The sequence below is a fragment of the Janthinobacterium sp. GMG1 genome, from assembly GCF_034427795.1.
Lineage (GTDB): Bacteria > Pseudomonadota > Gammaproteobacteria > Burkholderiales > Burkholderiaceae_D > Janthinobacterium.
This window is the reverse complement of the sequence record NZ_JAXQNT010000009.1, coordinates 65,991-87,970: the sequence shown is the minus strand read 5'-3', so window position 1 is coordinate 87,970 and position 21,980 is coordinate 65,991. Positions and strand designations below refer to the sequence as shown.

Below are 21,980 nucleotides of genomic sequence, written 5' to 3'. Positions count from 1 at the left end.
ACTGGCAGCGTCTCAGAGCGCTAATCGGCTCCGTCCGCTTGCGCTCCGGGGCGGCCATTGCTCAGGGATTTGTGTGCAGGAGCTTTTCCAGTTCTTCAGTCGCATGGCGATTGCCTGGATCTAAGGCCAATACCCTGGCATAGCCGGCGCGAGCGCCTTCGCGGTCTCCCGATGCAAGCAGGGCTTCAGCCAGACTATCGTGGACGTTATGGCTCAGGGGGTAGGCTTCTGCATTCCAGCGAAAGACCTGGATAGCCGCTTCCGGCTGGCCCTTGCGTAACAGGCTATAGCCAAAAGCGTTGAGCGCAGATTCGCTCACATCGTACATGGTGGACTCGCGTACACCTAGGCGGATGTAGGCGGCACGCATTGCGTCCAGGCCCTCACGAAACAGGATCGGTCCGAGGGCGGCCTGCAGGCTGCGTCGCGGCAAGGCCACCGCTTTGCCGTGCACAAGGTCGGCAATGTCTCTTGCCATCGCCACCACCGTCGCCCCTTGCCAGGCATTGTCAAGAATGACGATAGCCACATGATCGGATAAGGAGCGCACAAAGATACTCTGGTAGCCAGGGACGCTTCCGGTATGCAGAACAACGGGAAGTGGCGCATCTTTGCGTACGGCCCAGTCCTCGACCTCCCAGCCGTAGCCATAGCCCTTGCCTCGATTGGTAAACATGTCGCGCTGGGACGTCTGGTTGAGCAGGCGGCCACCGGCCAGCGCAGCGTCGAAGCGCACCAGGTCGAGTGCCGTCGAATATAGGCCAGCCGCAGAATAAGACACGGATGGATCGATATAGGGGGGCATTAGGCGCGTGCCATCGTCGGCCTGGACGGTTCCCTGTGCAAGTTTCGCGATAATTGTGCGGCCATCGAATACACCGCTGTCTTGCATGCCCGCCGGTGCAAAGATATATTGTTTCATATTCTCGGCATAGCTTTTTCCGGTGGCCACTTCAACTATCATTCCGAGCAAGTAATAGCCGTTGTTGTTGTAGCGCCAGATTCCGGGTTCGCTTGCCAGTGCACCAGGAATCCATTCGCTGGCGAATTCCTTGGGCGTGTAATGACGGCGTGCGTCTTTGCTCCAGAATGGATCGGTGTAGCGGGATGGCAGATCGGCCAAGCCGGACGTATGCGCCAGCAGTTGTCGCACCGTTATTTTCCCCGCGTCAGTACCTGCATATGCAGCTGGCAGGTAGGTGGCAACGGTTTCATCGAGGTTGAGACGGCCAATCTCCGCGAGTCGCATGACCAAAGTCGCAGTCAGGGGCTTGCTGAGTGAGCCGATACGAAATACGCTATCGTCGGTGACCGCTACCTTCCAGGCCGGCTGTGCCATGCCAAAAGCGGCCTGGTAGATGGGCTGGCCATCGCGCGCGACCAGCACTACGCCGCTAAAGTCGCGCTGTTCAGCATAAGCGCGAACGAGTTGCTCAAGCGTGCTTGCCTGGGCATTCACAGCGGCGCTCAAGGCGAGTACGACCGCACATATCAGACCTATCGGTTTCTGCATTGTTTCCCCTTATTTGGCAGCGTGGTACCCGCCGCGCATGGTAAAGGTTTAACAATACGCTGTGATTTTTCACCGCTTAACAGGCATGCGACGGGCCGCTTGAAAAGCGGTACAGAACGCAAACTCGCCAGATGGATGGAAAGTGGGTCTATTACGCCATTGCTTGGGGCAGTTTCTGTCCACGCGCTGCTTTTAATCAAAGACAATCCGCTGTCCCGCCTCGAATTGATTCTCGTGGCAATAAAATAGGATAAGCGGCGTGTCCTTCGAATACATCATCGCGTCGTCACGCGAAGGGATAAAGATATCCGACCAATTCTCGACCAGGAATACACTGCTGCAGACGAAGCATTCGTCTTCTCCAAACACCACGACGAGCTGCTGAGTTCCCGGCATACGGGCACGTAACCATTTGGTTGCGATGGCCGCATCATTGCCGAATGCGAGCCGCTCGACGGAGTCAACGGTGTTAATGTTCAAGCCGAGATGCGTCTTCGAGTCATGAAGGCCCACCAAATCATAGGCACGGCGAGCACCCTCGGCATCAAGCCAAACGATATCGGCTGAATAATGTTTTAGCTCCTCAACCCGCCAATGTGTTACGTTCATAGACTCTCAGATCCAAGGTAATCAAGTACAGCCAGCATGCAATTATATTGATATTCATACGGAGAACCCCACTGATGCAAATCGAAGAAAGCATTCACGTTGCAGTCCCGCCAGTTGTCATCGATCAAATTTGGAGCGAGGTCGACCGATGGCACTTGTGGGATCCGGATACAAAGCAAGCCCGGCTTAACGGACCATTCGCGGTGGGAACGCAGGGCAGGATCGTTCCCAGCAAGGGGATGGGTATTGCGATGCTGCTCACTGAGCGCACCGCAGGCCGCTCTTTCACCGTGGAAGGCTACATCCCTTGGTTCCGCATCCATTTCGAGCACACGGTTGTTGCCGCAGATGGCGGATCGCAAGTGGTTCACCGCGTGTGGTTCACGGGAGCGCTTGCCTTTCTGTTCGGGCCAGGCGTTGCCAAACAAGTCCGGCAGGGGCTACCCAAGACGATGCGCTCGCTCAAGGCTTATGCCGAGAAGCGCAAGGAAACGCTTCATGATGGCGAGGCGGGCAGGGCTAGCGCGACGACAGCCTGACAGATAGTTTCTCCTCGTCAATTCCTTGCAAACTGCCGCGTCAAATTAACGTGCCGTTCCCGTCATGATGGAATACAATTCTTGCGTGGCAGCCAGCTTGCCTGGCAAGGCCGGGCGCGGCGCCTTTGACCTTGGAAAGATGTTGGCTTATGACTCTGCAGTTCCCCCCGCGAACGGCGCCTTGCGCGCCATCCACGTTCCACCTTTCACGCACACCCCTCGTTTCCCTGTTCGTCCTGACGTTTTCGTGCCTGCTGCTTACGGCGCCCGTCATGGCGGCTGCGGCTGCCAGCAGCAGCGTCATGCTGGAAGAGTTGACCAGCACGGAGTTGCGCAGCCGTATCGATCATGGCGCCACCACCGTGCTGGTGCCGATTGGCGGCGTCGAGCAGAGCGGGCCGTATATCGCGCTGGGCAAGCACAATGTGCGTGCCGGGCTGCTGGCGCGGCAGATTGCGCAAAAACTGGGCAATACCATCGTCGCGCCCGTTGTTTCCTACGTGCCGGAAGGCGCGATTGCTCCGCCGGCCGGCCACATGCGCTTTGCCGGCACGATTTCAATTCCACCGGCCGCCTTCGAAGCCGTGCTGGAAGGGGCGGCCGCCAGCCTGCGCCAGCATGGTTTCCGCGACATCATTTTCCTCGGCGACCATGGCGGCTATCAGAAAAACGAGCAGAACGTGGCGAATAAACTGAACCGTGCCTGGGGCAAAGCTTCCGCAGGCAAGGATGCGCGCGCTTATGCCTTGCTCGACTACTATGACATCACGCAATCGGCCTATATTGCCGAACTGCAAAAGCGCGGCCACAGCAGCGCCGAGATCGGCTTGCATGCCGGCTTGGCGGACGCGGCGCTGATGCTGGCGACGGACCCGTCATTGGTGCGCAGCGAGGCCATGGCCCACGGGCCCAAGCCCGGTGTGGCGGATGGCGTGCGCGGCGACGCCACGCGTGCCACGGCTGAACTGGGCCAGATCGGTATCAAGTTGCAGGTGGACACCTCGGTGGCCGCCATCAGGCAGCTGCTGCAAGGTCATAAATAATTCCGCTGGAAGTGTTGAACTTCCGGCTTTTGCAACGAAACGACGCGAAATCACATGAAAAAATCTCAACGACGCACCATCGTCACCTTATCTGCCCTGGCTGCCGCACTGGCCGGCCTGGGCGTGGCCAGCCAGGTCATCGGCGCCAGCACAGCGGCTCCAGCCGTCGTCGCGCCAGCCGCCGCCTATTCGCCGCTGCCGGGCATGCCGCCGCTGGTGGACCCGAAAAACGTGTACGGCAGCATCGCCAGCAGCAATATGAGTCCTGTCGTCAAGGATCATTTGCGCCGGGTCTACGTGCCCAACCTGCGCTCGAACGATGTGTATGTGATCGATCCGGACAGCCTGAAAGTGGTCGACAAGTTCAAGGTCGGCAGCGGCCCGCAGCACGTGGTGCCGTCTTGGGATTTGCGCACCCTGTGGGTGGCGAACAATGCCGAGCGTACGGACAAGGGCAGTTTGACGCCGATTGATCCTTTGAGCGGCAAGCCGGGCAAGGAAGTGCCCGTGGACGATCCCTACAATATGTATTACACGCCGGACGGCAAGTCGGCCATCGTCGTGGCCGAAGCGCGCCACCGCCTCGATTTCCGCGATCCGAAGACCATGGCGGTGCAGTATTCGATCGACACGCCCCAGTGCGGCGGCATCAACCATGCGGATTTTTCGAATGACGGCCGCTACGCCATGTTCACCTGCGAGTTCGACGGCACCATCGCCAAGATCGACCTGGTGGGCCGCAAGGTCGATGGCTACCTGAAATTGCAGATGCCGGCCAAGCGTTTTGCCGAGTCAGGCCCTGTGGGCGGCCCGGCGAACGAAATCTGCAGCGTCAAGAAGGGCATGCCGCAAGACATACGCATTTCGCCTGACGGCAAGAAATTCTTTATCGCCGACATGGATGCCGACGGCGTGCACATCGTCGATGGCGCCACCTTGAAGGAAATCGGCTTCATCCAGACAGGCGTGGGCGCGCACGGCCTGTATCCTAGCCGTGACGGCAAGAAATTGTACGTGGCCAACCGCGGCACGCACCGTATCCACGGCAAGCCGAAGGGCAAGGGCAGCGTCAGCGTGATCGATTTCGCCACCGAAAAAGTCGTGGCGAACTGGCCGATTCCCGGCGGCGGCAGTCCCGACATGGGCAATGTGAGCGCCGATGGCAAGTACCTGTGGCTGTCCGGCCGTTTCGACGACGTGGTTTATCGCATCGATACGAACAGCGGCGACGTTGCCAAGGTCAAAGTAGGCCAGGAACCGCATGGCCTGACCGTATGGCCGCAGCCGGGCCGTTATTCGCTCGGTCATACGGGCAACCTGCGCTAGCAGGCGCATGGCGCTTCCTGGAGCAACGGAGCGGGATCTGCAGTTATGCTTGCCTAAAAGACAATATTGGAGCATACTGTATTTCCTATTTCACTACCGCCAGGGAGCGCTATCATGATTCTTGATCACATCGGTTTGAATGTCAGCGATGCACAGGCCAGCAAGGCCTTCTTTTCGGCCGCCCTGGCGCCCTTGGGCGTGTCGGTGGTGATGGAAGAGCAAGGCTGGGTCGGCCTGGGCAAGGATGGCAAGCCCGATTTCTGGTTCGGCGTGGGCGGCGCGCCGCATGCCGGCATGCACCTTGCCTTCGCGGCGGACAACCGTGCCCAGGTAGATGCCTTTTACCAGGCCGCGCTGGCAGCGGGCGGCAAGGATAACGGCGCCCCGGGCATCCGTGCCATCTATCACCCGAATTACTATGGCGCGTTCGTGCTGGGGCCCGATGGTCACAATGTCGAAGCCGTCTGCCACCATCCCGAATCCTGACACCGTTATTTCCTGAAGAGAGCAGCATGAAGCACAGCGCCACCCTGTTTGCCGACGATGCCGGCCGCTATGCCTACGTGAAAGCGGGTTTTTCCTGGCCGGCCCTGTTCCTGGGTTCGTTCTGGGCCGTCGCCAAGCGCCGCTGGTGGCTGTTGCTGCTCATGCTGGCGATGGATGCGTGCCTGTGGTTTGGCAGCCATCTGGCCACCGAACTGCGCATTGGCCCGATGATGCTGTTGATGGCCGCCGCGGAACTCAGTTACTTGCTGGCGCGTGGCTGGTATGGCAACCGCTGGCTGGAAGCTTCGCTGCGCAGCCATGGCTACAAGCCCGTCGCGCCGGGCGCGGGCGCCGCTTGTTGAGCCTGCCTGCCACAGATTTCCCATCCCGTCACTGACGTTTGCCAAGGGCAAGCCGTCCAGCCAAAACTTTCTGCGCAGCCTAGCGCACCTTTGATCCAGATCATCCCTCACCTGCGGTGCTCACGTAGCCTTGGGACTCGCGTTGCAAAGCATCTTCCCACCAATCGGATATGTTTTTTCGCGTTTCGTGGCGTAGCCCGGCCGTCTGCCTTACCGTTCGACAGCCGGTGGTGTCGCCATCTGTTTATGTCCACCCAACCGCTATTTAATGAGGAACTCCATGTATCCATATTCCCGTAGTGTTACCCCCGCCGCCAAAAACCACCTGGAAGCGCAACTGGCTTTTTTCAATGGATTGTCGAAGTCGCTGTTCCAGTCGGTGCAGCACTTCAGCGACTTGAACATGCAACTGGCGCAAGGCTTGCTGGAAGAAACCACCGTCACCAGCCAGAACCTGCTGACGGTCGAGCGCGCTGAAGATGTGTTCCAGGTGGCTGCTGCTTCCGGCCAGCCAGCCGCCGAGCAATTACGCAAGTACCAGCAACAGCTGTCGCGCCTGGCAGCCGATACGCAGGTCGAACTGGCCAACGTGGCAGAGCGTCATGTGAATGAAACGAGCCGTACCGCCAAGGCACTGGCCGAAGAAGTGGCCCGCACGGCGTCGGAAGAAACGGAGAAAAACGTGCGCAAGCAGCAGGAAGCCATGCAGCGCATCGCCGAACCGTTCCAGGCCTATCATCAGAACGGCGCCAACCGCGACCAGCAACGCGGCGCGCAAAGCCGTGACGGTCAAAGCCTGCAAAGCGCCAGCCACCAGGGCAGCCAGCAGTCGGCCGGCAGCGAAGGCTCGGCCAGCGGCAGCGTATCGCAAGCGGGTTCCGCACAAAGCAAGAGCAGCAGCGCCAGCCGTAAAGAGTAAGCACGAAGCTGCTTGCGGCTGAGCCGCATCGCGAGGGCCGAGCCTTGCGGTGCGGCTAGCTATGCGGCCAGCCGGCACGCAGCATCGTGCGTCTTGGCTTGGACAGAGCGCCCTCCCTTTAAGGGGTGGGCGTTTTGTCGTACGCGTGCAGTCCAGGGGCCGGCGTGGCCGCGCCAGCTGAGCGGGACGGCAAGGTTATGCTTGCTGGCAAGGCAGTATCTGGCAAGACTGCAGACAAGTTTGCGGACAAGAGCGCGGACGGGACCGCGTCACCGGTGCCGCTGTTGGCATCGATGAAGGCGCTGACGGCGTCCAGGGTGGGCGCCAGCCTGCGCAAGGGCGCGGCCAGCGTGGCGATCAGGGTGGCGTGGCCCACGTGGTCGAAATAGGTTTCCGTCACGGGCCTGGCAAGCGTCCGCAAGGCATTGGCCAGGCCGCCCGTGTTGCGTTGCGGATCGACCAGTTTATCCTGTCCGGGCAAGGGGGCGATCAGCAGGGCGGGCGGAGCCTCGGCCGTCACGTGATGGATGGGCTGCGAAGCGGCGGGCGTGTCAGGGTAAAAGAAAACGGGCCGGGTGGTGGTATTTTCGATCGGCAAAAAATCATAGGGGCCGGCCAGGCCTATCCAGCCCCGCAAGTCGTGCGGGCGCATGCCGTGGCGCGCCAGCAGGCTGGCGTCGAGCGCCACCATCGCCGCATTGTAGGCGCCGGCGCTATGGCCCATGACGAACAAGCGCGTCGGGTCGCCGCCATGGCGGCTGGACTCCATCGCGGCCCAGGCCACGGCGCGGGCCGCATCCTGCAAGATCTCGGGGTAGTGCACGTCCGGATACAGGCGGTAGTCGGCGATCACGGCCAGATAGCCGCGCGCCGCGAGCGCATGGCCAACGAAGGCATAGTCGGCGCGCTCGCCCGTCGTCCAGTTGCCGCCATAAAAGAACACCACCACGGGCACGGGCCCCGTGCGCACTTTTGGAGCGTAGACATCGAGCTTTTGCCGCGGCAAGGGGCCGTAGGCCAGGCCGCGCGTCACTTGCGAAGCGCTGCCGGACGACAAGGCATTGATGGCCATCAAGGGCGAGCAGGCGGCCAGGCCGGCAGCCAGCGGGATGGCCGCCAGCACGCCGAGCAGGGTGGTGCGCAGGATCGTCATGCTTGCTCCTGATGGTGATGGCTGATGCTTGCAGTGTAGGCCAGGCAGGGCAGGGCGCACACGGGTAAGTTGCTGTATAGCATAGATAAATGTTGCATGCGTCAATCAATCCTGTAACAGCCATTTACGCGCCGTGGCGATGACGGCGTCCGACAGGGTGCGCGTGAGCGGCGTCTGGATATCCCAGGCATGCCAGGTCAGGGGCACGTCGAGCGCCTGTCCGGCCGCCACGTCGACCAGTCTGCCGGTGGCCAGCGCCGTTTCCGCCTGCAGCAAGGGCACCATGCCATACGCATAGCCCGCTTCGATGAAGCGCACAAAGTCGCGCGCCGAACCGAGCACGTGGTGCGGATAGCGTCCCGTGTAACCGAGGCGGTGCTGCAGATAGCGCTCGTGCAGCGCATCCTTGCTGCCGAACGTGATGGCGGGCGCCTGGCTGACGGCTTCCACCGTAAAACCATAGGGAAACCATTGCTGCGCGAACGCGGGCGAGGCCACGCACAGATAACGCATGCCGCCCAGCGGCGTGGCCGTGGTGCCGGCCACCAGGTCGTTGGCGCTGGTGACGCAGGCAAACACGCGCCCTTCGCGCAACTGGCTCAGGGTATGGTCCTGGTCGTCGAGGCGGATATCGAGCAGGCACGACGGCGGCGACAGCAGCGGCCCCAGCGCTTCCGGGATCCAGGTGGCGGCGCTGTCGGCGTTGACGGCGATGGCCAGTTCCGGCAGTTGCGTGGTGGGGCCGGGCTGGGCGTCGAGCGCCGCTTCGAGCAGCTTGACTTGCCGGTAGTGGGCGATCAGCCGCTGGCCCGCTTCCGTCGGCAGGGGCGGGTGGCTGCGGATGATCAATAAGGTGCCCTCCAGGTTTTCCAGGGTGCGGATGCGCTGCGACACGGCCGGCTGGCTGATCGCCAGCGCCTGCGCGGCCTTTTCAAAGCTGCCCAGGCCGATCACGGCGTCGAGGGCGGCCAATCCACGGTAATCGACGACGCGCATAAGTTTCTCTTATATATGGTTAGAATCATTCATTATACTTATATTTACTTTTTCTTTACACTGTTGAAATAGGGTAACAACTCCACTCTCCCGCGCGGTCCTCCTGGTTCCGCACCACCCTCCACCTACCTCTGATGACTTTGCCGTTGCCGGCAGAGCGTGGGCGGCCGTGCGCGTGATGGAAAGCAATAAAGGAATCGATATGGACAGCGCAATCTTCTTGAAAGGCATGGGGCTCGGAGCGAGCCTGATCGTGGCCATCGGCACGCAAAACGCCTTCTTGCTCAAGCAGGGCTTGAAACGCCATTACGTGCTCACCTGCATCCTGGTCTGCCTCGTGTGCGATGCGATTTTGATCACGGCAGGCGTGGCCGGCATGGGCACCTTCATTGCCGACAACCCTAATTTCCTGCTGTGGGCCAAGGCCGGCGGCGCCACCTTCCTGATCGCGTATGGCTTGCGCGCGGCCAAATCCGCCTGGCGCCCAACGGCCTTGACGGTGTCGGCCGCCAAGTCGCCGGAAGGCTACTGGGCCGTGATCGGCGCGGCGCTGGCGTTCAGCCTGCTGAACCCGCACGCCTTCCTCGATACGGTCATCCTGCTCGGCTCGATCGGCGGCCAGCATGAAGGCGTGGGACGCTTCTACTTCGCCGGCGGTGCCATCATGGCTTCGGCCCTGTGGTTCTTCCTGCTGGGCTTTGGCGCCCGCTACCTGGCGCCCGTGTTTGCCAAGCCCATTGCCTGGCGCGTGCTCGACGGCATCATCGCCCTCGTCATGTGGGCCATCGCCGCCTCGTTGTTCCTGTAAAGCATCAGCGCGTCAGGAAGGCCAGCACGCGGCTGGCCAGCTTGCCATACGGCGGCCACAGCAGTTTCAAGGCGCTGTAGCGGGCCTGATAAAACACGGGCCGCAGCTTGCTGAAGGTGTGGAAACCTTCCACGCCATGGTAGTGGCCCATGCCGGACTCGCCCACGCCGCCGAATGGCAGGTCGTGCTGGCCCACGTGGTACAGGGCGTCGTTGACGGACACGCCGCCCGACATCACCCGGTCGATCAGCAGCTGCACCGTGCGGGCATCATTGCTGAATGGATAGATGGCCAGCGGGCGCGGCCCCGCGTTGATGCTGTCGATCACGCTTTCCAGGTCGGTATAGCCGCGCAGCGGCAGGATGGGGCCGAAGATTTCCCGCATCAGCAGCAGGCTGTCCTCGGGCGCGTCGAGCACGATGTGCGGCGCGATCTTGCGCGTTGCGCGGTCGTGGCTTGGGCCCGGTAGCAGTGAAATCACTTGTGCGCCCCGTGCGCGCGCCTCGTCGAGCGCCTGCAGCAGGCGCTCAAAGGCAGCCGCGTCGATGATGGAGGTGTAGTCGGGCGTGTCCAGCCCGGCATAGCGGGCCGGCATGATCTGGCGCGCATGGTCGACGAAGGCGGCGATGCTGGCTTCGGGCAGCCAGGCGTGGTCGACGCAGGTGCAGATTTGCCCCGCGTTGAGGTATTTGACGAACAGGATGCGCTCGGCTGCCGTGCGCACATCGAAGTCGGCGCAGACGATGGCCGGCGCCTTGCCGCCCAGCTCCAGGGTCACGGGGCACAGATTGCGCGCGGCGGCCGCCATGACGGCCCGGCCCGTCTGGCCGGAACCCGTAAACAGCAGGTGATCGAACGGCAATTGCGAAAACGCCATGCCCACGCCGCCCGTCTCGTCAAAGAATTGCAGTTTTTCAGGCGGAAAGTAGGCGGGCATCTTGTCGATCAGCAGCCGCGCCAGGTGGCGCGAGTTTTCGCTCATCTTGACCATGGCGCGGTTGCCGGCGGCAAAGATATAGGTCAAGGGCACCAGGCTCAGGTTCATGGGAAAATTCCACGGCACGATGACGCCCACCACGCCCAGCGGCTGCGGCAGCACGCGGTTGCGGGCGCCAGGGAAATTGCGCCAGTCGACGCCACGGCGCTGCGGCCGCATCCATTTCTTCAAGTGTTTTAATACATGGGCTATGCCGTCAATGGCGGGAAAGATCTCCGCCAGCAAGGTTTCGTGGCGTGAGCGGTTGCCATAATCGGCGCTGATCGCTTCGCAGAGCGCGTCTTTATGGTCGCGGATGAAGCGCTGCAAGGTTTGCAGGTCGCGTTTGCGCTCGGCCAGGGGCGGCACGGGGCGGGCCAGGCAGGCGGCACGCTGCACGGCCAGGACCGCGGCAAGTTCGGTGCTCAGTTCCCTATTTTCTGCGACATCAGGCATTGTTTTCCTTGGCTGGCTCGGCAATGTGCGCGCCGTTCCACCGCACTATAGTGGACTATCCGGATAAGTGCCGCCAGCGTGCCGACGGCCTTGCACGATACGCCGTAAAATGTCCGGCAACTGTACGCTACCCTTTCCAGGAATGCCATGACCTCGACCACGCCAGACTCCCTGCACATCGTGTGCCCCCATTGCGACGCCGTCAACCGCCTGCCGGCCGCCCGCCTGATTGAGCAGCCCACTTGCGGCAAATGCCAGAAGGATTTGTTTACGGGCCAGCCCGTGGACCTGGCCAGCGCCCGCTTCCTCAAGCATATCGAACGCAGCGACATTCCCGTGCTGGTCGATTTCTGGGCGCCGTGGTGCGGCCCCTGCCGCAGCATGGCGCCATTCTATGTGCAAGCCGCGAAGACCCTGGAGCCGGCGTTTCGCGTCGTCAAGGTGAATACGGAAGCGTCGCCGGACCTGGGCAGCCGTTTCAATATCCGCAGCATTCCCACCCTGGCGCTGTTCCGCAAAGGCATGGAAGTGGCGCGCCAGCCGGGCGCCATCGATGCGCAAGCCATCATCGCGTGGGCGCGGGACAAAGCCCGCTTTTGAGCCGACAGGAAAACCGTGACGGTTTTCCATTTGACATTTAGTATGGCGCCATATTATATTGCGCCATATGATAAAACTCGAACAGAAATATACGGCCCTGCTCGGCGACGTGCAGCGCCGTGCCAGCGGTCTCGACATGACGCGGTCCATCGGCCAGTTGCGGTTGTGCTTTGAAGTGCTGGGCCTGGCGTCCGCCATCGATGGCGATTGCGCCGCGCGCCTGGGCCGGCATGGTTTATCGGAAGGCAAATTTGTCTTGTTGTCCCTGCTGCGCGACGTGCCTGACGGACTCTCGCCGCACGAACTGGCCGAGCGGGCCGGCGTGACGCGCGGCACCATCACGGGCTTGCTCGACGGCCTGGAGCGCGACGGTTTCCTGGCGCGTCACCCAGACCAGGTCGACCGGCGCAAGCTGCTGGTGCGCCTGAGCGCCAAGGGAGCAGGCGCCGCTGCCACCCTGGTCGATGAGCATGCGCAATGGATCGCCAGCCTGTTTGCCGATTTCACGGCTGAGGAAATGCAGTTGTTGAGCGCGCTGCTGGAAAAAGCCTGGCGCAAGACGGATCGAGGTGCCGCATGAGCCGTGGCGTCGCCGACATCGCTCCCGCGCGCCTGGCCCTGCTGAACGGGGGCAGCGTGGCCAGCGCCACCCTGACGGAAGGGCTGGCCATCGATTTCGCCCAGTTGCTGGCCGCGGCCGTGCCCGCTATCGGCGCCGCGCGCCTGGAGCAGATGCGCGCGCAGGCCGCAGCCGGTATCACCAGACGCATGGCACTGGCGGCGCAATTGCTGCTCGAGGCCAACACCGACCTGGCGCTGCTGCAAGCACATGCCTCCGACACGGTACGCGGCTGGGCCTGCTTTGCCATCGCCAGCCAGGCGGGCTGGCCCTTGCCGCAGCGGCTGGCCGCCATGCGCCCGCTGGCCGATGATGGCCATTTCGGCGTGCGCGAATGGGCCTGGCTGGCGCTGCGGCCCCATCTGGCTGCGCATCTTGAGGAGGCGATTGCCTTGCTGGCGCCGTGGACGGCAGACCCGTCGGAAAGAGTGCGCCGTTTCGCCTGCGAAGCGCTGCGCTCGCGCGGCGTGTGGTGCGCGCATATTGCCCGGCTAAAAGAGCAGCCGCAGCTGGCCTTGCCCGTGCTGCAAGCCTTGCGTGCCGACCCGGCCGTCTATGTGCAGGATTCCGTGGCCAACTGGCTCAACGATGCGGCCAAGAGCCAGCCGGACTGGGTGCGCAGCCTGTGCGCGCAATGGCTGCTGGAAAGCCCCGTTGCCGCCACACAGCGCATCTGCAAGCGGGCACAGCGTTCGATTTCTTAATTTTTTTGGAGGAAAAACATGCATTACCTGTTAGAACTGTACAGCCCAAAACCCGCCTGGCTGGCCCTCGACGGCGCCGCGCGCCAGGCGTATTTCGCCACGGTGGGCGCCGGCATGGCGGCTTTGTCCGGCATGGGCGCCGAAGCGCTGGCCATGGGCGCCATCGATGGCGGCAAGCTGCATGCGGCTGCCCAGCAATTCTATGCCGTCTGGCGCTTCCCGGACGAGGCGGCGCTGGACGCCTTGTTGGACGGCATCGCCGCCACGGGCTGGCATGATTATTTCGACACCATCAATGCGGCTGGCCCGGCGGTGGATTTCCCTGCCCACCTGGCGCAGCTGGCGGCCGCCTAAGCGTACGGCGTTTTCCTTGCCACTGAGGTAAAGTTGGCATTTCCATCCGAACACTGACGTTGATGCCGACCAAACTGCTTTTCGCACTGATACTTGCCCTGGCGCCCATGCTGGCGTCGGCAATCCCTGCCACCCCGCAAGCCCTCGTCGCCGCTGCCCGCAAGCAGGTGGGCGTGACCGTGCAGTACGATCCGCGCTATGAACGACTCGCCTATCCGGGCGGCGACGTGCCGCTCGAGCGGGGCGTGTGCACGGATGTGGTCGTGCGCGCCTACCGCCAGCTGGGGCAGGATTTGCAGGTGCTGGTGCACGAAGACATGCGCAAGGCGTGGCAGGTGTACCAGCAGCAGGGACGCTGGCAAATGAAGGGGCCGGACCGCAATATCGACCACCGCCGCGTGCCGAACCTGGGCACCTACTTTGCCCGCCATGGCACCAGCCTGCCGCCAAGCAAGGAAGCGAACGCTTACCGCGCGGGCGACATCGTCACCTGGCGCCTGCCGCGCAACCTCACGCACATCGGCATCGTCAGCGACAAGCAATCGTGGAGCGGCGTGCCGTTGATCATCCACAACATCGGCGAGGGCGCGCGCGAGGAAAATATTCTGTTCAGCTATCCCATCACGGGACATTATCGCTGGCAACCCCGTTGATGGCCAGCGGTGCTATTTCCTGCAGGATCGCCAGCACGAGGGCCAGCGCCGTGTCGATATCGAGCTTGTCGATGGCGCCATAGCCGAGAAACAGTCCCGCATGGCGCGCCTCTCCGTGATAAAAACCCGATAGCGCATACAGGCTGACGTCGGCCAGGCGCGCGCGGCGCAGCAATTCGGCGATATCGAGCGGCGCCTGGGCCAGGGCCGCCACGTGGAAGCCGGCGCTGGCCGGCACCAGGCGGAACCACGGCGCCAACGGGCCGTTGAACCAGTGCTGCAGCCGCTCGCGCCGCCCCGCATAAATATCGTGGCAGCGGCGGATGTGGCGCAGCAAATGGCCATCGCCGATGAATTTGGCCAGCGCATGCTGGCCCAGGGTGGCCGTATGGCAATCGCTCAGGTATTTCACCGTTTCCACGGCAGCCACGATGGCTTGCGGCAGCACCGCATAGCCGAGCCGCAATTCCGGCAGCATGATCTTGGAAAAGCTGCCCACGTGGGCGACGACGCCGTAGCGGTCCATGCTTTGCAGGGAATCCTCGGGCCGGCCTTCGTAACGGAAGGCGCTGTCGTAATCGTCTTCAATGATGATGGCGCCCAGCTGATGCGCCCGCTCCAGCAAGGCATGGCGGCGCGCCATGCTCATCGGCATGCCGAGCGGAAATTGATGCGCGGGCGTGACATAGATCAAGCGTGTGCCGTCCGGGATTTGCCCGACGATGATGCCATCCTCGTCCACGTCGATGCCCACCACGCGGGCGCCCTGACTGGCGAACACGGCGCGTGCCACCGGGTAACCGGGTTCTTCCACGGCAACCGTGTCGCCCGCTTCCAGCAAGGTCAGCGCCAGCAGGTGCAAGGCTTGCTGTGCGCCGCTGGTGACGAGCACTTGTTCTTCGGTGCAATGGATGCCGCGGCTGAAGGCGGCATGGCCGGCAATCGCCGCGCGCAAGGACGGCAAGCCGGCGACAGGGCCATAGCGGCCGCGTGCCTGGCCACCCTGGCGCAGCGCGTGCAGCATGCAGGAGCGCCATTCATCCTGCGGGAAGTGCGCGGGCGTGGCGCGCCCGCCGATGAAGGCGTAGCGCGCTGGCGTTTCCTGGCTGGCGCGGCGCAGGGGCGTGGGCGTCGCTTCCCAGCGGGCGATGCGCTGCGCGCTGGCCAGCGGCGTGCTGGCGTGGCGGCGCTGCGGCGACGCGTGCGGCGTCTGCACGAAGCTGCCCACGCCTACTTTGCCGACCAGCAGCTTTTCATAGCCGAGCTTGTCATATACGTCGGATACCGTCTTGCGCGACAGGCCCAGCTGGCTGGCCAGCAGGCGCGAGGGCGGCAATTGCTGGCCGTCCGTCAGCCGGCCCGAGCGGATGGCCTCGCTGAGCTGGCGGTACAGCTGGCCGCCCAGGTCGCGCGTGCCGTCGATCAGGATATGTAATTCCATGGTGTGTCTGCTGGTGGTCTGCTGTTTTTCGGGAGGATTGGCCTGCCGCGCGTACTGCTTGCGCTTCTACAATGGTGCATCTTTACTCTCTCAAGGAATGCATCATGACACAGCAACGACTCGACTTCACACAAGCTTCGCCGGACGCCGTCAAGGCCATGTACGCGCTGGAAGCGGCGATCGCCAGGCTGGGCGTGGAACACTCGCTGCTCGAACTGATCCGCCTGCGCGCCTCGCAAATCAATGGCTGCGCCTTTTGCGTGGACATGCACACGAGCGACGCGCGCAAGGCGGGCGAAACGGAGCGCCGCCTGTATGCCGTGTCCGTCTGGCGCGAAACACCGTTCTTCACGCCGCGCGAGCGGGCCGTGCTGGCCTGGACGGAAGCGTTGACCCTGCTGCCGCAAAGCCAGGCACCGGATGACGTGTATGCGGCGCTGGCGGAACAATTGACACCGGCGGAAATGGTCAACATCACTCTGGCCATCGGCTCCATCAATACCTGGAACCGCCTGGCCGTGGGCTTCCGCAAGATGCCTGTATAAGTTCTGTGTTCGTTCGCGAACAGACGTATGGTTTGCTGCTGCGTAGGCTGGCAGGACGATTGATCAGCCAGGGAGCAGCCATGCAAGTACCTATCGGGGACGGCGCCGAAAAGACGGCGGCACAGCAGGAAGAAGCGCGCCGCGAATTCATCGCCGAACTGTGGCGGCGCTACGAAGCGTTGCAGGAATGGGCCGTCAGCCACTGGCCGGACCAGCAGCACCCCCTCAGTTCGGCCGACTTCGTCGAGGCGCGCAAGGAGATATTGAGCTTGCGTTCGCCGGCCGGTTCCTTGAACCAGCCGGCGCAAAATGATGAGGCCGAACCGGAGCAGGGCGGGGCGCAATACCAGGATGTGACGCCTGCGCCGTGGCCCTGATCCGACCTACTCGTTGGCCTTGCCCTGCGCAAACACCCAGCACAATAAACTTACCAGCAGTCCAGCCATCACGCCATACGCCAGATTCAAGGCGCTGTCGAACAGCAGCGGCGCCACCAGGCCCGAGACCAGCGCGAACAGCAGCATCTGGATGAACGATTGCATCGACGACGCCAGGCCGCTGTTGTTGGGGAAGTGGTTCAAGGCCATCAAAGTCATCGGCGGCATGGCGATCGACAGGGCGAACGAATAGAAGAACAGGGGCAGCACGGCCCACGGCACTTCGGCGGCAAAGACATAGTTGTAGCCGATGTTGGCTGCAGCCGCCACCAGCATCAGGATAAATCCGGCCCAGATCATCTGGCGCTGGCTGTAGCGGTGGGCGATTTTCGCCGACAGGGCCGAACCGAACACCATGCCGCTGATCAGGGGAATGAACAGCCAGGCAAATGCCGTTTCCGGCAGATGCAGGATGTTGATGATGAAGTAGGCAGCCGAACCGATGTACAGGGCGAAACCGCCAAAGGCGGCGCCGATGGCCGTCGACAGCAGCAGGAACTGGCGGTGGCACAGCACTTTCCAGTAATTGACGGCGATGTCGCCCAGGTGGAAGGCGTGGCGCTGCTCCTTCGGCAGGCTTTCCGGCAGCGCGCGCCAGACGACGACGAACATCAGCACGCCAAACGCCGTGAGGAACCAGAAGATCCAGCGCCAGCCCAGGCCCACCTGCAGCCAGCCGCCCAGCACGGGCGCGATGGCAGGCGCCAGCGCGAACACCATCATGATGTGGGAAAGAATTTTTTGCGCGGCGGCGCCCGAATAGCGGTCTTGCACGATGGCGCGGCCGATCACGGAGCCGGCGCCCGCCGACAGCCCCTGCAGCACGCGCCAGGCCAGCAGCCAGCCCAGCGACGGCGCCAGCGCGGCGCCCACGGAGGCGATCACATACAGCACTAGCGAGACGAGAATCACGGGACGGCGGCCGAACGAGTCGGACAGGGTGCCGTAAAACAGCATCATGAAGGCGAACGTGAACAGGAAAAAGCTCAGGGTCTGCTGCACCAGCAGGGGGCTGGCATTGAAATCGTGCACGATGGCGGGGAAAGACGGCAGATAGGTGTCAATTGCAAGCGGTCCGACCATCGCCAGGCCCGCCAAGATCCATGTTAATAATTTAGTCATGTTGAAGAGTGTTTTTGTTAGTCCGTCATTTTACGCTAGTGGCAACAATCGGGTTTGATCGCTGGCCGCCACGCGATCCATATGCGTTTTTCACATATGCAACCTTGAAATTCTTCGTTTGCATCGCTTGTCGCCACCGCTAAGCTGGGGCGACCCGGCCTGTTCGCCGTTTTCTGGAAGTGATACGCCATGCACAGCATTTATCCCGCGGCGCCCGCCGACGACACGGCCCAGTGGAACCTGGGACCCGTGATCCAGGCCTTGCGCAGCTCGCGCGAAGACAAGCACAAGATCCGCCATAACGGCAGGGTGCGTGAACTGCCGTCGCGCGAAGCCCTCACCACCATCGTCAACGGCTTGTCGGCGGCCCTGTTCCCCACGCATTACGGACGGCCCAACCTGACGGACGAAAGCATCGATTATTTTGTCGGCGACACCCTCAATACCACTTTGAACCGCCTCAGCGAACAGGTGCGGCGCGGCTTGCTGTTCTCGGCTCCGGCTCACGCCGTTCCGGCCGGCGATGAGGGCGATGGCGCCAGCGACGACGCGGCCCTGGCGCAGCAGGCGCGCGACATCACGCGCGCGTTCGCCGCCAGCCTGCCCGATATCCGCGCCCTGCTGGTGTCGGACGTGCAGGCCGCCTACGCAGGCGACCCGGCCGCCACCTCGGTGGCCGAGATCATGCTGTGCTACCCGGGCACCATCGCCATCCTGTACCACCGCCTGGCCCACCGCCTGCACGCGCTCGGCGCACCGTTCCTGGCGCGACTGATCGCCGACATCGCGCACACCCTGACGGGCATCGACATCCATCCGGGCGCGCACATCGGCGCCTCCTTTTTCATCGACCATGGCACGGGCGTGGTGATCGGCGAGACGGCCATCATCGGCCAGCGGGTGCGCCTGTACCAGGCCGTCACCCTGGGCGCCAAGCGCTTCCCGGCCGATGCTTCCGGCGCGCTGATCAAGGGCACGCCGCGCCACCCCATCGTCGAGGATGACGTGGTCATTTACGCGGGCGCAACCGTGCTGGGGCGCATCACCATCGGCGCGGGATCGACTATCGGGGGAAATGTGTGGCTGACGCAGAGCGTGCCGCCTGAGAGTAATGTATCCCAAGCGCAGATGCGTAACGATTAGGTGCGGCGGAAGGGGCGTAACCCCAGAGTTAGGGCTGGGGTCAGACCCAACGGGTCTGACCCACAGTCTTACTTCACCGTCAAGACTTCATACCGTGCCACGGGCACGCCATCCTTCAGCAGCAGCAATTCCTGGTCGGCGTAGCGGTAGCCATTGACTTCGCCCAGGGTGCTCAGGAGCAGGCGCTCGAGGTCCATGTCCTGCGGCTGGCACATCATCATGGTACCGGCCATCTGTCCAAAGTTCAGGGTGCTGACGCCATCGCTGGTGTAGCCGCCCATCATCTGGTTGCAGCCGCTGTTGCCGCTGGCGCGGCCTTCGGCCAGCTGCAGGGTCACTTCGCGCTGCTCGGGCGCCTTGCGCACCACTGGCTTGCCCTTCAATTCCTTCAGCTTCCACTGCGTGCCCGTCAGCTTCGGCGCCGGCTTGGCGGGCGAGGTGGCGCCTGGCGCGGCGGCGGCAGCGTCGCTGCGTACGGGCGTTTGCGCGCAGCCGGCCGTGATGGCGACGATGGCGGCGAGGGGAATCAGGCTGGCGAGTTTAAACATGGCAATCCTTCTTTAAATGAATGGCGCCAGCGTAGCAGATTGGCGCCGCGCCAGCGTGCACGGTTGACAAGCCTACCGTTCCTGCTCCAGGCGCGCCTCGAGCACGGTGCGCGCCGCCGCCACGTAGGCGCGGCAAGCCTGCGGGTCGATGAACGCTTCGCTGCCGGCCGAGGCGCTCGCCTCCAGCCGTTGCCACAATTGCGACGCTTCCGGGTGGGCGGAGATCAGCACGTCGCAAGGCAGTTTTTCCAGGGTCTCGAAGCTGTGGCGCAAGTCCGCCGCTGCGTTCGGATACTCGCTGCTGGCGCTGAATTTGAAGCCGGGACGCGAAACGGCGTTGACACTGTCCGCGTAGACCATGTGCAGGCAGCGGGGGCCGTCGCACGATTGCCACGTCCAGCTCAAGCCTCCGGGCGTGTGGCCCGGCGTGGCATGCGCCGTCAGGTTGACGGGGCCGACGTTGAACTGGCTGCCGTCGCGCGCCAGGCGCATGTCCTTGACGGGCGGGTACTTGGGCAGCGCGTGGTATTGCGGGTCGTCCGGGCCCACTTCGCCCGACGCCAGGTCCAGCGCGGCCGATGGGCTGGCGGCCACCAGCGCATTGCTGCGCCGCTGCAGTTCGGCCAGGCCGCCCGCATGGTCGATATGGCCATGCGAATTGAGGATCAGTTTTACATCCTCGATGCGAAAACCCAGGGCGGCGATATTGGCGATGATCTTGGGCGCCGATTCCGGCAAGCCGCCGTCGATCAGCACGTGGCCCTGCGGCGACGTCACCAGCACGGAACTGAGGCCTTTCACGCCCACATAATAGGTATTACCGAAGATGCGGAACGGCGCCTCGTCCGCGTTCCAGGTGGCGCAGACCTCGCAGCCAAGCGTCGGCGGCGTGACTGGCGCCTGCGCCAATGCCAGGGAGCCATGGCCTGCCAGCAGCGCCAGTGCCAGCGCGCGTATAAGAGTGGGGGGCATTGCGATCCTTATCCGTGGTGCCAGGGTGGCATATGCTGACACGGAACGGGGCTGGACGCAAATGGCGCCTGGTGTCAGATGGCGTGCGCGGCGTGCAGTTCGCCGAGGATGGCCTCCTTTAATTGGGCTTGCGCCGCCGGCGTGCGCAGGCGGGGCCGGGGTGCGCTTGCGTCGTACTGGGCGCGTGGCGGTCCGGCGCGCGTGTCGAGCATGACGATGCGATCACTCAGGTACAGCGCTTCATCGATATCGTGCGTCACCAGCAGCACGCTCAAGCCATGGCGCGCGGCGACGGCGGCCAGCAAGTCTTGCAGCTTCATGCGCGTAAAGGCATCGACGGCGGAAAACGGTTCGTCCAGCAGCAGGATGTGGGGCTGGCCAAACAGGCCGCGGGCAATCGCCGCGCGCTGCGCCTGGCCGCCCGACAGCTGCTTGGGCAGGCTGTGCGCGTGGCCTTGCAAGCCTACTTCCTCCAGCAATTGCGCGACCCTGGGATCGTCTTCGCCGCCAGCACCGAGGCCGAAGGCGATGTTTTGCGCCACCGTCAGCCAGGGAAACAAACGCGGTTCCTGGAAGATCAGGCCGATGTCGGCGTGCACGCCCGCCAGCAGCTTGCCGTCGAGGCGCAGGGTGCCGCGGAAGTCCGTATCGAGGCCTGCCACGATCGATAGCAGGCTGCTCTTGCCGCAGCCGCTGGCGCCGATCAGGCTGACGATCTCGCCCTGGCGCAGCTGCAACTGGAGGTTATGCAGCACGCGCCGCGCGCCATAGGATTTGTCATGGATGGCAATGTCAAGCAGGGCGGTCATGCGTGGAGGCTTTCGTCAGGTGGTGGCATAGCTGTCGCGCCAGGCGAGCAAGCGGGTTTCCACGCGCTGCATCAGGCTGTCGCTGGCCTTGCCCAGCACGGCCAGCAGCACGATGGCGGCCAGCACGATGTCGGCGCGGCTCGTTTCGCGCCCGTCGCTGAGCAGATAGCCGAGGCCCTGGCTGGCGGCGATCAATTCGGCTGCCACCATGAACATCCAGGCCAGGCTCAAACCATTGCGCAGACCCGTGAAGATGGCGGGCAGGGCGGCTGGCAGCAGCACGCGCCGCGCCAGCGCGGGGCGGCTCAAACGGTACATGCGGGCCGCGTCGATCAGCTTGCGGTCCACGTCGCGGATGCCCGATGCCACGCCCATGTAGACGGGGAAGAAGGCGCCGATGCCGATCAGGACCAGCTTGGGCGCTTCATCGATCCCTAGCCACAGCAGCAGCAAGGGCACCCAGGCCAGCGAGGGAATCGCGCGCAGGGCCTGGAAGGTGGGGTCGAGCAGCGCTTCCATCGTGCGGTTCAGGCCCACGGCCGCGCCGAGCGCGATGGCCAGCAGCGCGCCGCCCGCAAAGCCGATGGCCACGCGCACGGTGCTGGCCAGCACGTGGCTGGCCAGGCCCTGGCGCGCCAGCTCGGCGATGGTGGCGGCTATGTCGCTGGGCGCCGGCAGCAGGTTGGCGGGGATGGCGCCCATGCGCACGCCCAGTTCCGCCGCCAGCAGCGCCAGGGCGGGTAGCAGCAGGCCAAGCGCCGCGCGCGGCAAAGGCTGGCGCAAGAGCCGGTGCCGCACGCCCGTGTCGTGGACCGGCGCTGGCGCGGCGAGCGTGTCTCTGGTCATG

At 63.5% G+C, this 21,980-nt stretch carries 26 protein-coding genes; 15 read left to right on the top strand and 11 right to left on the bottom strand.

The annotated features are described in order from the left end of the window. Positions 1 to 61: 61 nt before the first annotated feature. Together SJI03_RS21975 and SJI03_RS21970 are read right to left on the bottom strand one after the other, a co-directional pair. On the bottom strand, positions 62 to 1,513 hold the full coding sequence (locus tag SJI03_RS21975; RefSeq protein ID WP_322428580.1) for a serine hydrolase: 1,452 nt from the start codon (positions 1,511 to 1,513) through the stop codon (positions 62 to 64). 192 nt (positions 1,514 to 1,705) lie between these two features. Continuing rightward, the gene (locus SJI03_RS21970) at positions 1,706 to 2,122 is read right to left on the bottom strand and encodes a hypothetical protein (protein WP_322428579.1); all 417 of its coding nucleotides are present in this window, start codon (positions 2,120 to 2,122) and stop codon (positions 1,706 to 1,708) included. 74 nt (positions 2,123 to 2,196) lie between these two features. Here SJI03_RS21970 and SJI03_RS21965 point away from each other — a divergent pair, with 74 nt between their 5' ends. From SJI03_RS21965 to SJI03_RS21940, 6 genes are all read left to right on the top strand, one after another. Beyond that, positions 2,197 to 2,661, top strand: a complete 465-nt coding sequence (locus tag SJI03_RS21965; RefSeq protein WP_099379675.1) for an SRPBCC family protein — start codon at positions 2,197 to 2,199, stop codon at positions 2,659 to 2,661. A 272-nt stretch (positions 2,662 to 2,933) separates the two neighbouring features. Next, positions 2,934 to 3,704, top strand: coding sequence for a creatininase family protein (locus SJI03_RS21960; protein ID WP_322428578.1), 771 nt, complete (start codon positions 2,934 to 2,936; stop codon positions 3,702 to 3,704). A 54-nt stretch (positions 3,705 to 3,758) separates the two neighbouring features. Next, on the top strand, positions 3,759 to 5,030 hold the full coding sequence (locus tag SJI03_RS21955; RefSeq protein WP_322428577.1) for a YncE family protein: 1,272 nt from the start codon (positions 3,759 to 3,761) through the stop codon (positions 5,028 to 5,030). A gap of 114 nt (positions 5,031 to 5,144) precedes the next feature. Next, positions 5,145 to 5,516 (top strand): VOC family protein, encoded by a 372-nt coding sequence (locus SJI03_RS21950; RefSeq protein ID WP_099379672.1) that lies wholly within the window; start codon positions 5,145 to 5,147, stop codon positions 5,514 to 5,516. Between the two features lie 26 nt (positions 5,517 to 5,542). Beyond that, positions 5,543 to 5,878: a hypothetical protein gene (locus tag SJI03_RS21945; protein WP_099379671.1), complete on the top strand. Its 336-nt coding sequence runs from the start codon at positions 5,543 to 5,545 to the stop codon at positions 5,876 to 5,878. A 280-nt stretch (positions 5,879 to 6,158) separates the two neighbouring features. Further along, entirely contained in the window at positions 6,159 to 6,797 is a 639-nt protein-coding gene (locus tag SJI03_RS21940) for a phasin family protein (protein WP_099379670.1), read from the top strand. Between the two features lie 118 nt (positions 6,798 to 6,915). Here the strand turns inward: SJI03_RS21940 and SJI03_RS21935 are convergent, their stop codons facing one another. Both SJI03_RS21935 and SJI03_RS21930 read right to left on the bottom strand, forming a co-directional pair. Next, positions 6,916 to 7,950, bottom strand: coding sequence for an alpha/beta hydrolase (locus SJI03_RS21935; protein ID WP_322428576.1), 1,035 nt, complete (start codon positions 7,948 to 7,950; stop codon positions 6,916 to 6,918). A 105-nt stretch (positions 7,951 to 8,055) separates the two neighbouring features. Continuing rightward, positions 8,056 to 8,946, bottom strand: a complete 891-nt coding sequence (locus SJI03_RS21930) for a LysR family transcriptional regulator ArgP (protein WP_322428575.1) — start codon at positions 8,944 to 8,946, stop codon at positions 8,056 to 8,058. A 202-nt stretch (positions 8,947 to 9,148) separates the two neighbouring features. On the opposite strand from SJI03_RS21930, the gene SJI03_RS21925 reads away from it, so the two are divergent. Next, positions 9,149 to 9,754 (top strand): LysE/ArgO family amino acid transporter, encoded by a 606-nt coding sequence (locus SJI03_RS21925; protein ID WP_322428574.1) that lies wholly within the window; start codon positions 9,149 to 9,151, stop codon positions 9,752 to 9,754. A gap of 4 nt (positions 9,755 to 9,758) precedes the next feature. On the opposite strand, the gene SJI03_RS21920 is transcribed toward SJI03_RS21925, so the two are convergent. After that, entirely contained in the window at positions 9,759 to 11,186 is a 1,428-nt protein-coding gene (locus tag SJI03_RS21920; protein WP_322428573.1) for a coniferyl aldehyde dehydrogenase, read from the bottom strand. Between the two features lie 147 nt (positions 11,187 to 11,333). Here SJI03_RS21920 and trxC point away from each other — a divergent pair, with 147 nt between their 5' ends. From trxC to SJI03_RS21895, 5 genes are all read left to right on the top strand, one after another. Continuing rightward, positions 11,334 to 11,786 (top strand): thioredoxin TrxC, encoded by a 453-nt coding sequence (gene trxC, locus SJI03_RS21915; RefSeq protein WP_322428572.1) that lies wholly within the window; start codon positions 11,334 to 11,336, stop codon positions 11,784 to 11,786. A 70-nt stretch (positions 11,787 to 11,856) separates the two neighbouring features. Then, the gene (locus SJI03_RS21910; RefSeq protein WP_416208780.1) at positions 11,857 to 12,366 is read left to right on the top strand and encodes a MarR family winged helix-turn-helix transcriptional regulator; all 510 of its coding nucleotides are present in this window, start codon (positions 11,857 to 11,859) and stop codon (positions 12,364 to 12,366) included. Further along, positions 12,363 to 13,109, top strand: a complete 747-nt coding sequence (locus SJI03_RS21905; protein ID WP_322428570.1) for a HEAT repeat domain-containing protein — start codon at positions 12,363 to 12,365, stop codon at positions 13,107 to 13,109. Before SJI03_RS21910 ends, SJI03_RS21905 begins: the two co-directional genes overlap by 4 nt. Before the next feature lie 18 nt (positions 13,110 to 13,127). Continuing rightward, entirely contained in the window at positions 13,128 to 13,463 is a 336-nt protein-coding gene (locus SJI03_RS21900; RefSeq protein WP_322428569.1) for a DUF6616 family protein, read from the top strand. Between the two features lie 62 nt (positions 13,464 to 13,525). After that, the gene (locus SJI03_RS21895; RefSeq protein ID WP_322428568.1) at positions 13,526 to 14,116 is read left to right on the top strand and encodes a DUF1287 domain-containing protein; all 591 of its coding nucleotides are present in this window, start codon (positions 13,526 to 13,528) and stop codon (positions 14,114 to 14,116) included. Here the strand turns inward: SJI03_RS21895 and SJI03_RS21890 are convergent. Continuing rightward, positions 14,085 to 15,557, bottom strand: coding sequence for a PLP-dependent aminotransferase family protein (locus SJI03_RS21890; protein WP_322428567.1), 1,473 nt, complete (start codon positions 15,555 to 15,557; stop codon positions 14,085 to 14,087). The genes SJI03_RS21895 and SJI03_RS21890 overlap by 32 nt on opposite strands. 104 nt (positions 15,558 to 15,661) lie before the next feature. Here SJI03_RS21890 and SJI03_RS21885 point away from each other — a divergent pair, with 104 nt between their 5' ends. Together SJI03_RS21885 and SJI03_RS21880 are read left to right on the top strand one after the other, a co-directional pair. Continuing rightward, positions 15,662 to 16,102 carry a carboxymuconolactone decarboxylase family protein gene (locus SJI03_RS21885; protein WP_322428566.1) on the top strand — a complete coding sequence of 147 codons (441 nt, stop codon included), beginning with the start codon at positions 15,662 to 15,664 and terminating at the stop codon, positions 16,100 to 16,102. Between the two features lie 80 nt (positions 16,103 to 16,182). Then, on the top strand, positions 16,183 to 16,479 hold the full coding sequence (locus SJI03_RS21880; RefSeq protein WP_322428565.1) for a hypothetical protein: 297 nt from the start codon (positions 16,183 to 16,185) through the stop codon (positions 16,477 to 16,479). Positions 16,480 to 16,485: 6 nt separating this feature from the next. Here the strand turns inward: SJI03_RS21880 and SJI03_RS21875 are convergent, their stop codons facing one another. Then, entirely contained in the window at positions 16,486 to 17,661 is a 1,176-nt protein-coding gene (locus SJI03_RS21875) for a multidrug effflux MFS transporter (RefSeq protein WP_099379659.1), read from the bottom strand. Positions 17,662 to 17,850: 189 nt separating this feature from the next. Between SJI03_RS21875 and epsC the strand changes: the two genes are divergently transcribed. Beyond that, positions 17,851 to 18,804 (top strand): serine O-acetyltransferase EpsC, encoded by a 954-nt coding sequence (gene epsC / locus SJI03_RS21870; protein WP_099379658.1) that lies wholly within the window; start codon positions 17,851 to 17,853, stop codon positions 18,802 to 18,804. 68 nt (positions 18,805 to 18,872) lie between these two features. Here the strand turns inward: epsC and SJI03_RS21865 are convergent, their stop codons facing one another. The 4 genes from SJI03_RS21865 to SJI03_RS21850 form a co-directional block, all read right to left on the bottom strand. Beyond that, complete coding sequence (locus tag SJI03_RS21865) at positions 18,873 to 19,352, bottom strand: META domain-containing protein (RefSeq protein ID WP_322428564.1); 480 nt, start codon at positions 19,350 to 19,352, stop codon at positions 18,873 to 18,875. Between the two features lie 72 nt (positions 19,353 to 19,424). Beyond that, positions 19,425 to 20,324 (bottom strand): subclass B3 metallo-beta-lactamase, encoded by a 900-nt coding sequence (bla, locus tag SJI03_RS21860; RefSeq protein WP_322428563.1) that lies wholly within the window; start codon positions 20,322 to 20,324, stop codon positions 19,425 to 19,427. A 74-nt stretch (positions 20,325 to 20,398) separates the two neighbouring features. Further along, positions 20,399 to 21,133 (bottom strand): ABC transporter ATP-binding protein, encoded by a 735-nt coding sequence (locus SJI03_RS21855; RefSeq protein WP_322428562.1) that lies wholly within the window; start codon positions 21,131 to 21,133, stop codon positions 20,399 to 20,401. 15 nt (positions 21,134 to 21,148) lie between these two features. After that, complete coding sequence (locus SJI03_RS21850; RefSeq protein WP_322428561.1) at positions 21,149 to 21,979, bottom strand: ABC transporter permease; 831 nt, start codon at positions 21,977 to 21,979, stop codon at positions 21,149 to 21,151. Between the last annotated feature and the right edge of the window lies 1 nt (position 21,980).

What these genes read in the sequence shown, in the direction of transcription:
- SJI03_RS21940 (WP_099379670.1), top strand. Translation starts at nt 6,159, where the DNA reads ATGTATCCATATTCCCGTAGTGTTACCCCCGCCGCCAAAAACCACCTG.
- SJI03_RS21925 (WP_322428574.1), top strand. Translation starts at nt 9,149, where the DNA reads ATGGACAGCGCAATCTTCTTGAAAGGCATGGGGCTCGGAGCGAGCCTG.
- SJI03_RS21885 (WP_322428566.1), top strand. Translation starts at nt 15,662, where the DNA reads ATGACACAGCAACGACTCGACTTCACACAAGCTTCGCCGGACGCCGTC.
- SJI03_RS21905 (WP_322428570.1), top strand. Translation starts at nt 12,363, where the DNA reads ATGAGCCGTGGCGTCGCCGACATCGCTCCCGCGCGCCTGGCCCTGCTG.
- SJI03_RS21935 (WP_322428576.1), bottom strand. Translation starts at nt 7,950, where the DNA reads ATGACGATCCTGCGCACCACCCTGCTCGGCGTGCTGGCGGCCATCCCG.
- epsC (WP_099379658.1), top strand. Translation starts at nt 17,851, where the DNA reads ATGCACAGCATTTATCCCGCGGCGCCCGCCGACGACACGGCCCAGTGG.
- SJI03_RS21970 (WP_322428579.1), bottom strand. Translation starts at nt 2,122, where the DNA reads ATGAACGTAACACATTGGCGGGTTGAGGAGCTAAAACATTATTCAGCC.
- SJI03_RS21855 (WP_322428562.1), bottom strand. Translation starts at nt 21,133, where the DNA reads ATGACCGCCCTGCTTGACATTGCCATCCATGACAAATCCTATGGCGCG.
- SJI03_RS21880 (WP_322428565.1), top strand. Translation starts at nt 16,183, where the DNA reads ATGCAAGTACCTATCGGGGACGGCGCCGAAAAGACGGCGGCACAGCAG.
- bla (WP_322428563.1), bottom strand. Translation starts at nt 20,324, where the DNA reads ATGCCCCCCACTCTTATACGCGCGCTGGCACTGGCGCTGCTGGCAGGC.
- SJI03_RS21875 (WP_099379659.1), bottom strand. Translation starts at nt 17,661, where the DNA reads ATGACTAAATTATTAACATGGATCTTGGCGGGCCTGGCGATGGTCGGA.
- SJI03_RS21945 (WP_099379671.1), top strand. Translation starts at nt 5,543, where the DNA reads ATGAAGCACAGCGCCACCCTGTTTGCCGACGATGCCGGCCGCTATGCC.
- SJI03_RS21900 (WP_322428569.1), top strand. Translation starts at nt 13,128, where the DNA reads ATGCATTACCTGTTAGAACTGTACAGCCCAAAACCCGCCTGGCTGGCC.
- SJI03_RS21930 (WP_322428575.1), bottom strand. Translation starts at nt 8,946, where the DNA reads ATGCGCGTCGTCGATTACCGTGGATTGGCCGCCCTCGACGCCGTGATC.
- SJI03_RS21850 (WP_322428561.1), bottom strand. Translation starts at nt 21,979, where the DNA reads ATGACCAGAGACACGCTCGCCGCGCCAGCGCCGGTCCACGACACGGGC.
- SJI03_RS21955 (WP_322428577.1), top strand. Translation starts at nt 3,759, where the DNA reads ATGAAAAAATCTCAACGACGCACCATCGTCACCTTATCTGCCCTGGCT.
- SJI03_RS21950 (WP_099379672.1), top strand. Translation starts at nt 5,145, where the DNA reads ATGATTCTTGATCACATCGGTTTGAATGTCAGCGATGCACAGGCCAGC.
- SJI03_RS21975 (WP_322428580.1), bottom strand. Translation starts at nt 1,513, where the DNA reads ATGCAGAAACCGATAGGTCTGATATGTGCGGTCGTACTCGCCTTGAGC.
- trxC (WP_322428572.1), top strand. Translation starts at nt 11,334, where the DNA reads ATGACCTCGACCACGCCAGACTCCCTGCACATCGTGTGCCCCCATTGC.
- SJI03_RS21965 (WP_099379675.1), top strand. Translation starts at nt 2,197, where the DNA reads ATGCAAATCGAAGAAAGCATTCACGTTGCAGTCCCGCCAGTTGTCATC.
- SJI03_RS21890 (WP_322428567.1), bottom strand. Translation starts at nt 15,557, where the DNA reads ATGGAATTACATATCCTGATCGACGGCACGCGCGACCTGGGCGGCCAG.
- SJI03_RS21960 (WP_322428578.1), top strand. Translation starts at nt 2,934, where the DNA reads ATGGCGGCTGCGGCTGCCAGCAGCAGCGTCATGCTGGAAGAGTTGACC.
- SJI03_RS21895 (WP_322428568.1), top strand. Translation starts at nt 13,526, where the DNA reads ATGCCGACCAAACTGCTTTTCGCACTGATACTTGCCCTGGCGCCCATG.
- SJI03_RS21920 (WP_322428573.1), bottom strand. Translation starts at nt 11,186, where the DNA reads ATGCCTGATGTCGCAGAAAATAGGGAACTGAGCACCGAACTTGCCGCG.
- SJI03_RS21865 (WP_322428564.1), bottom strand. Translation starts at nt 19,352, where the DNA reads ATGTTTAAACTCGCCAGCCTGATTCCCCTCGCCGCCATCGTCGCCATC.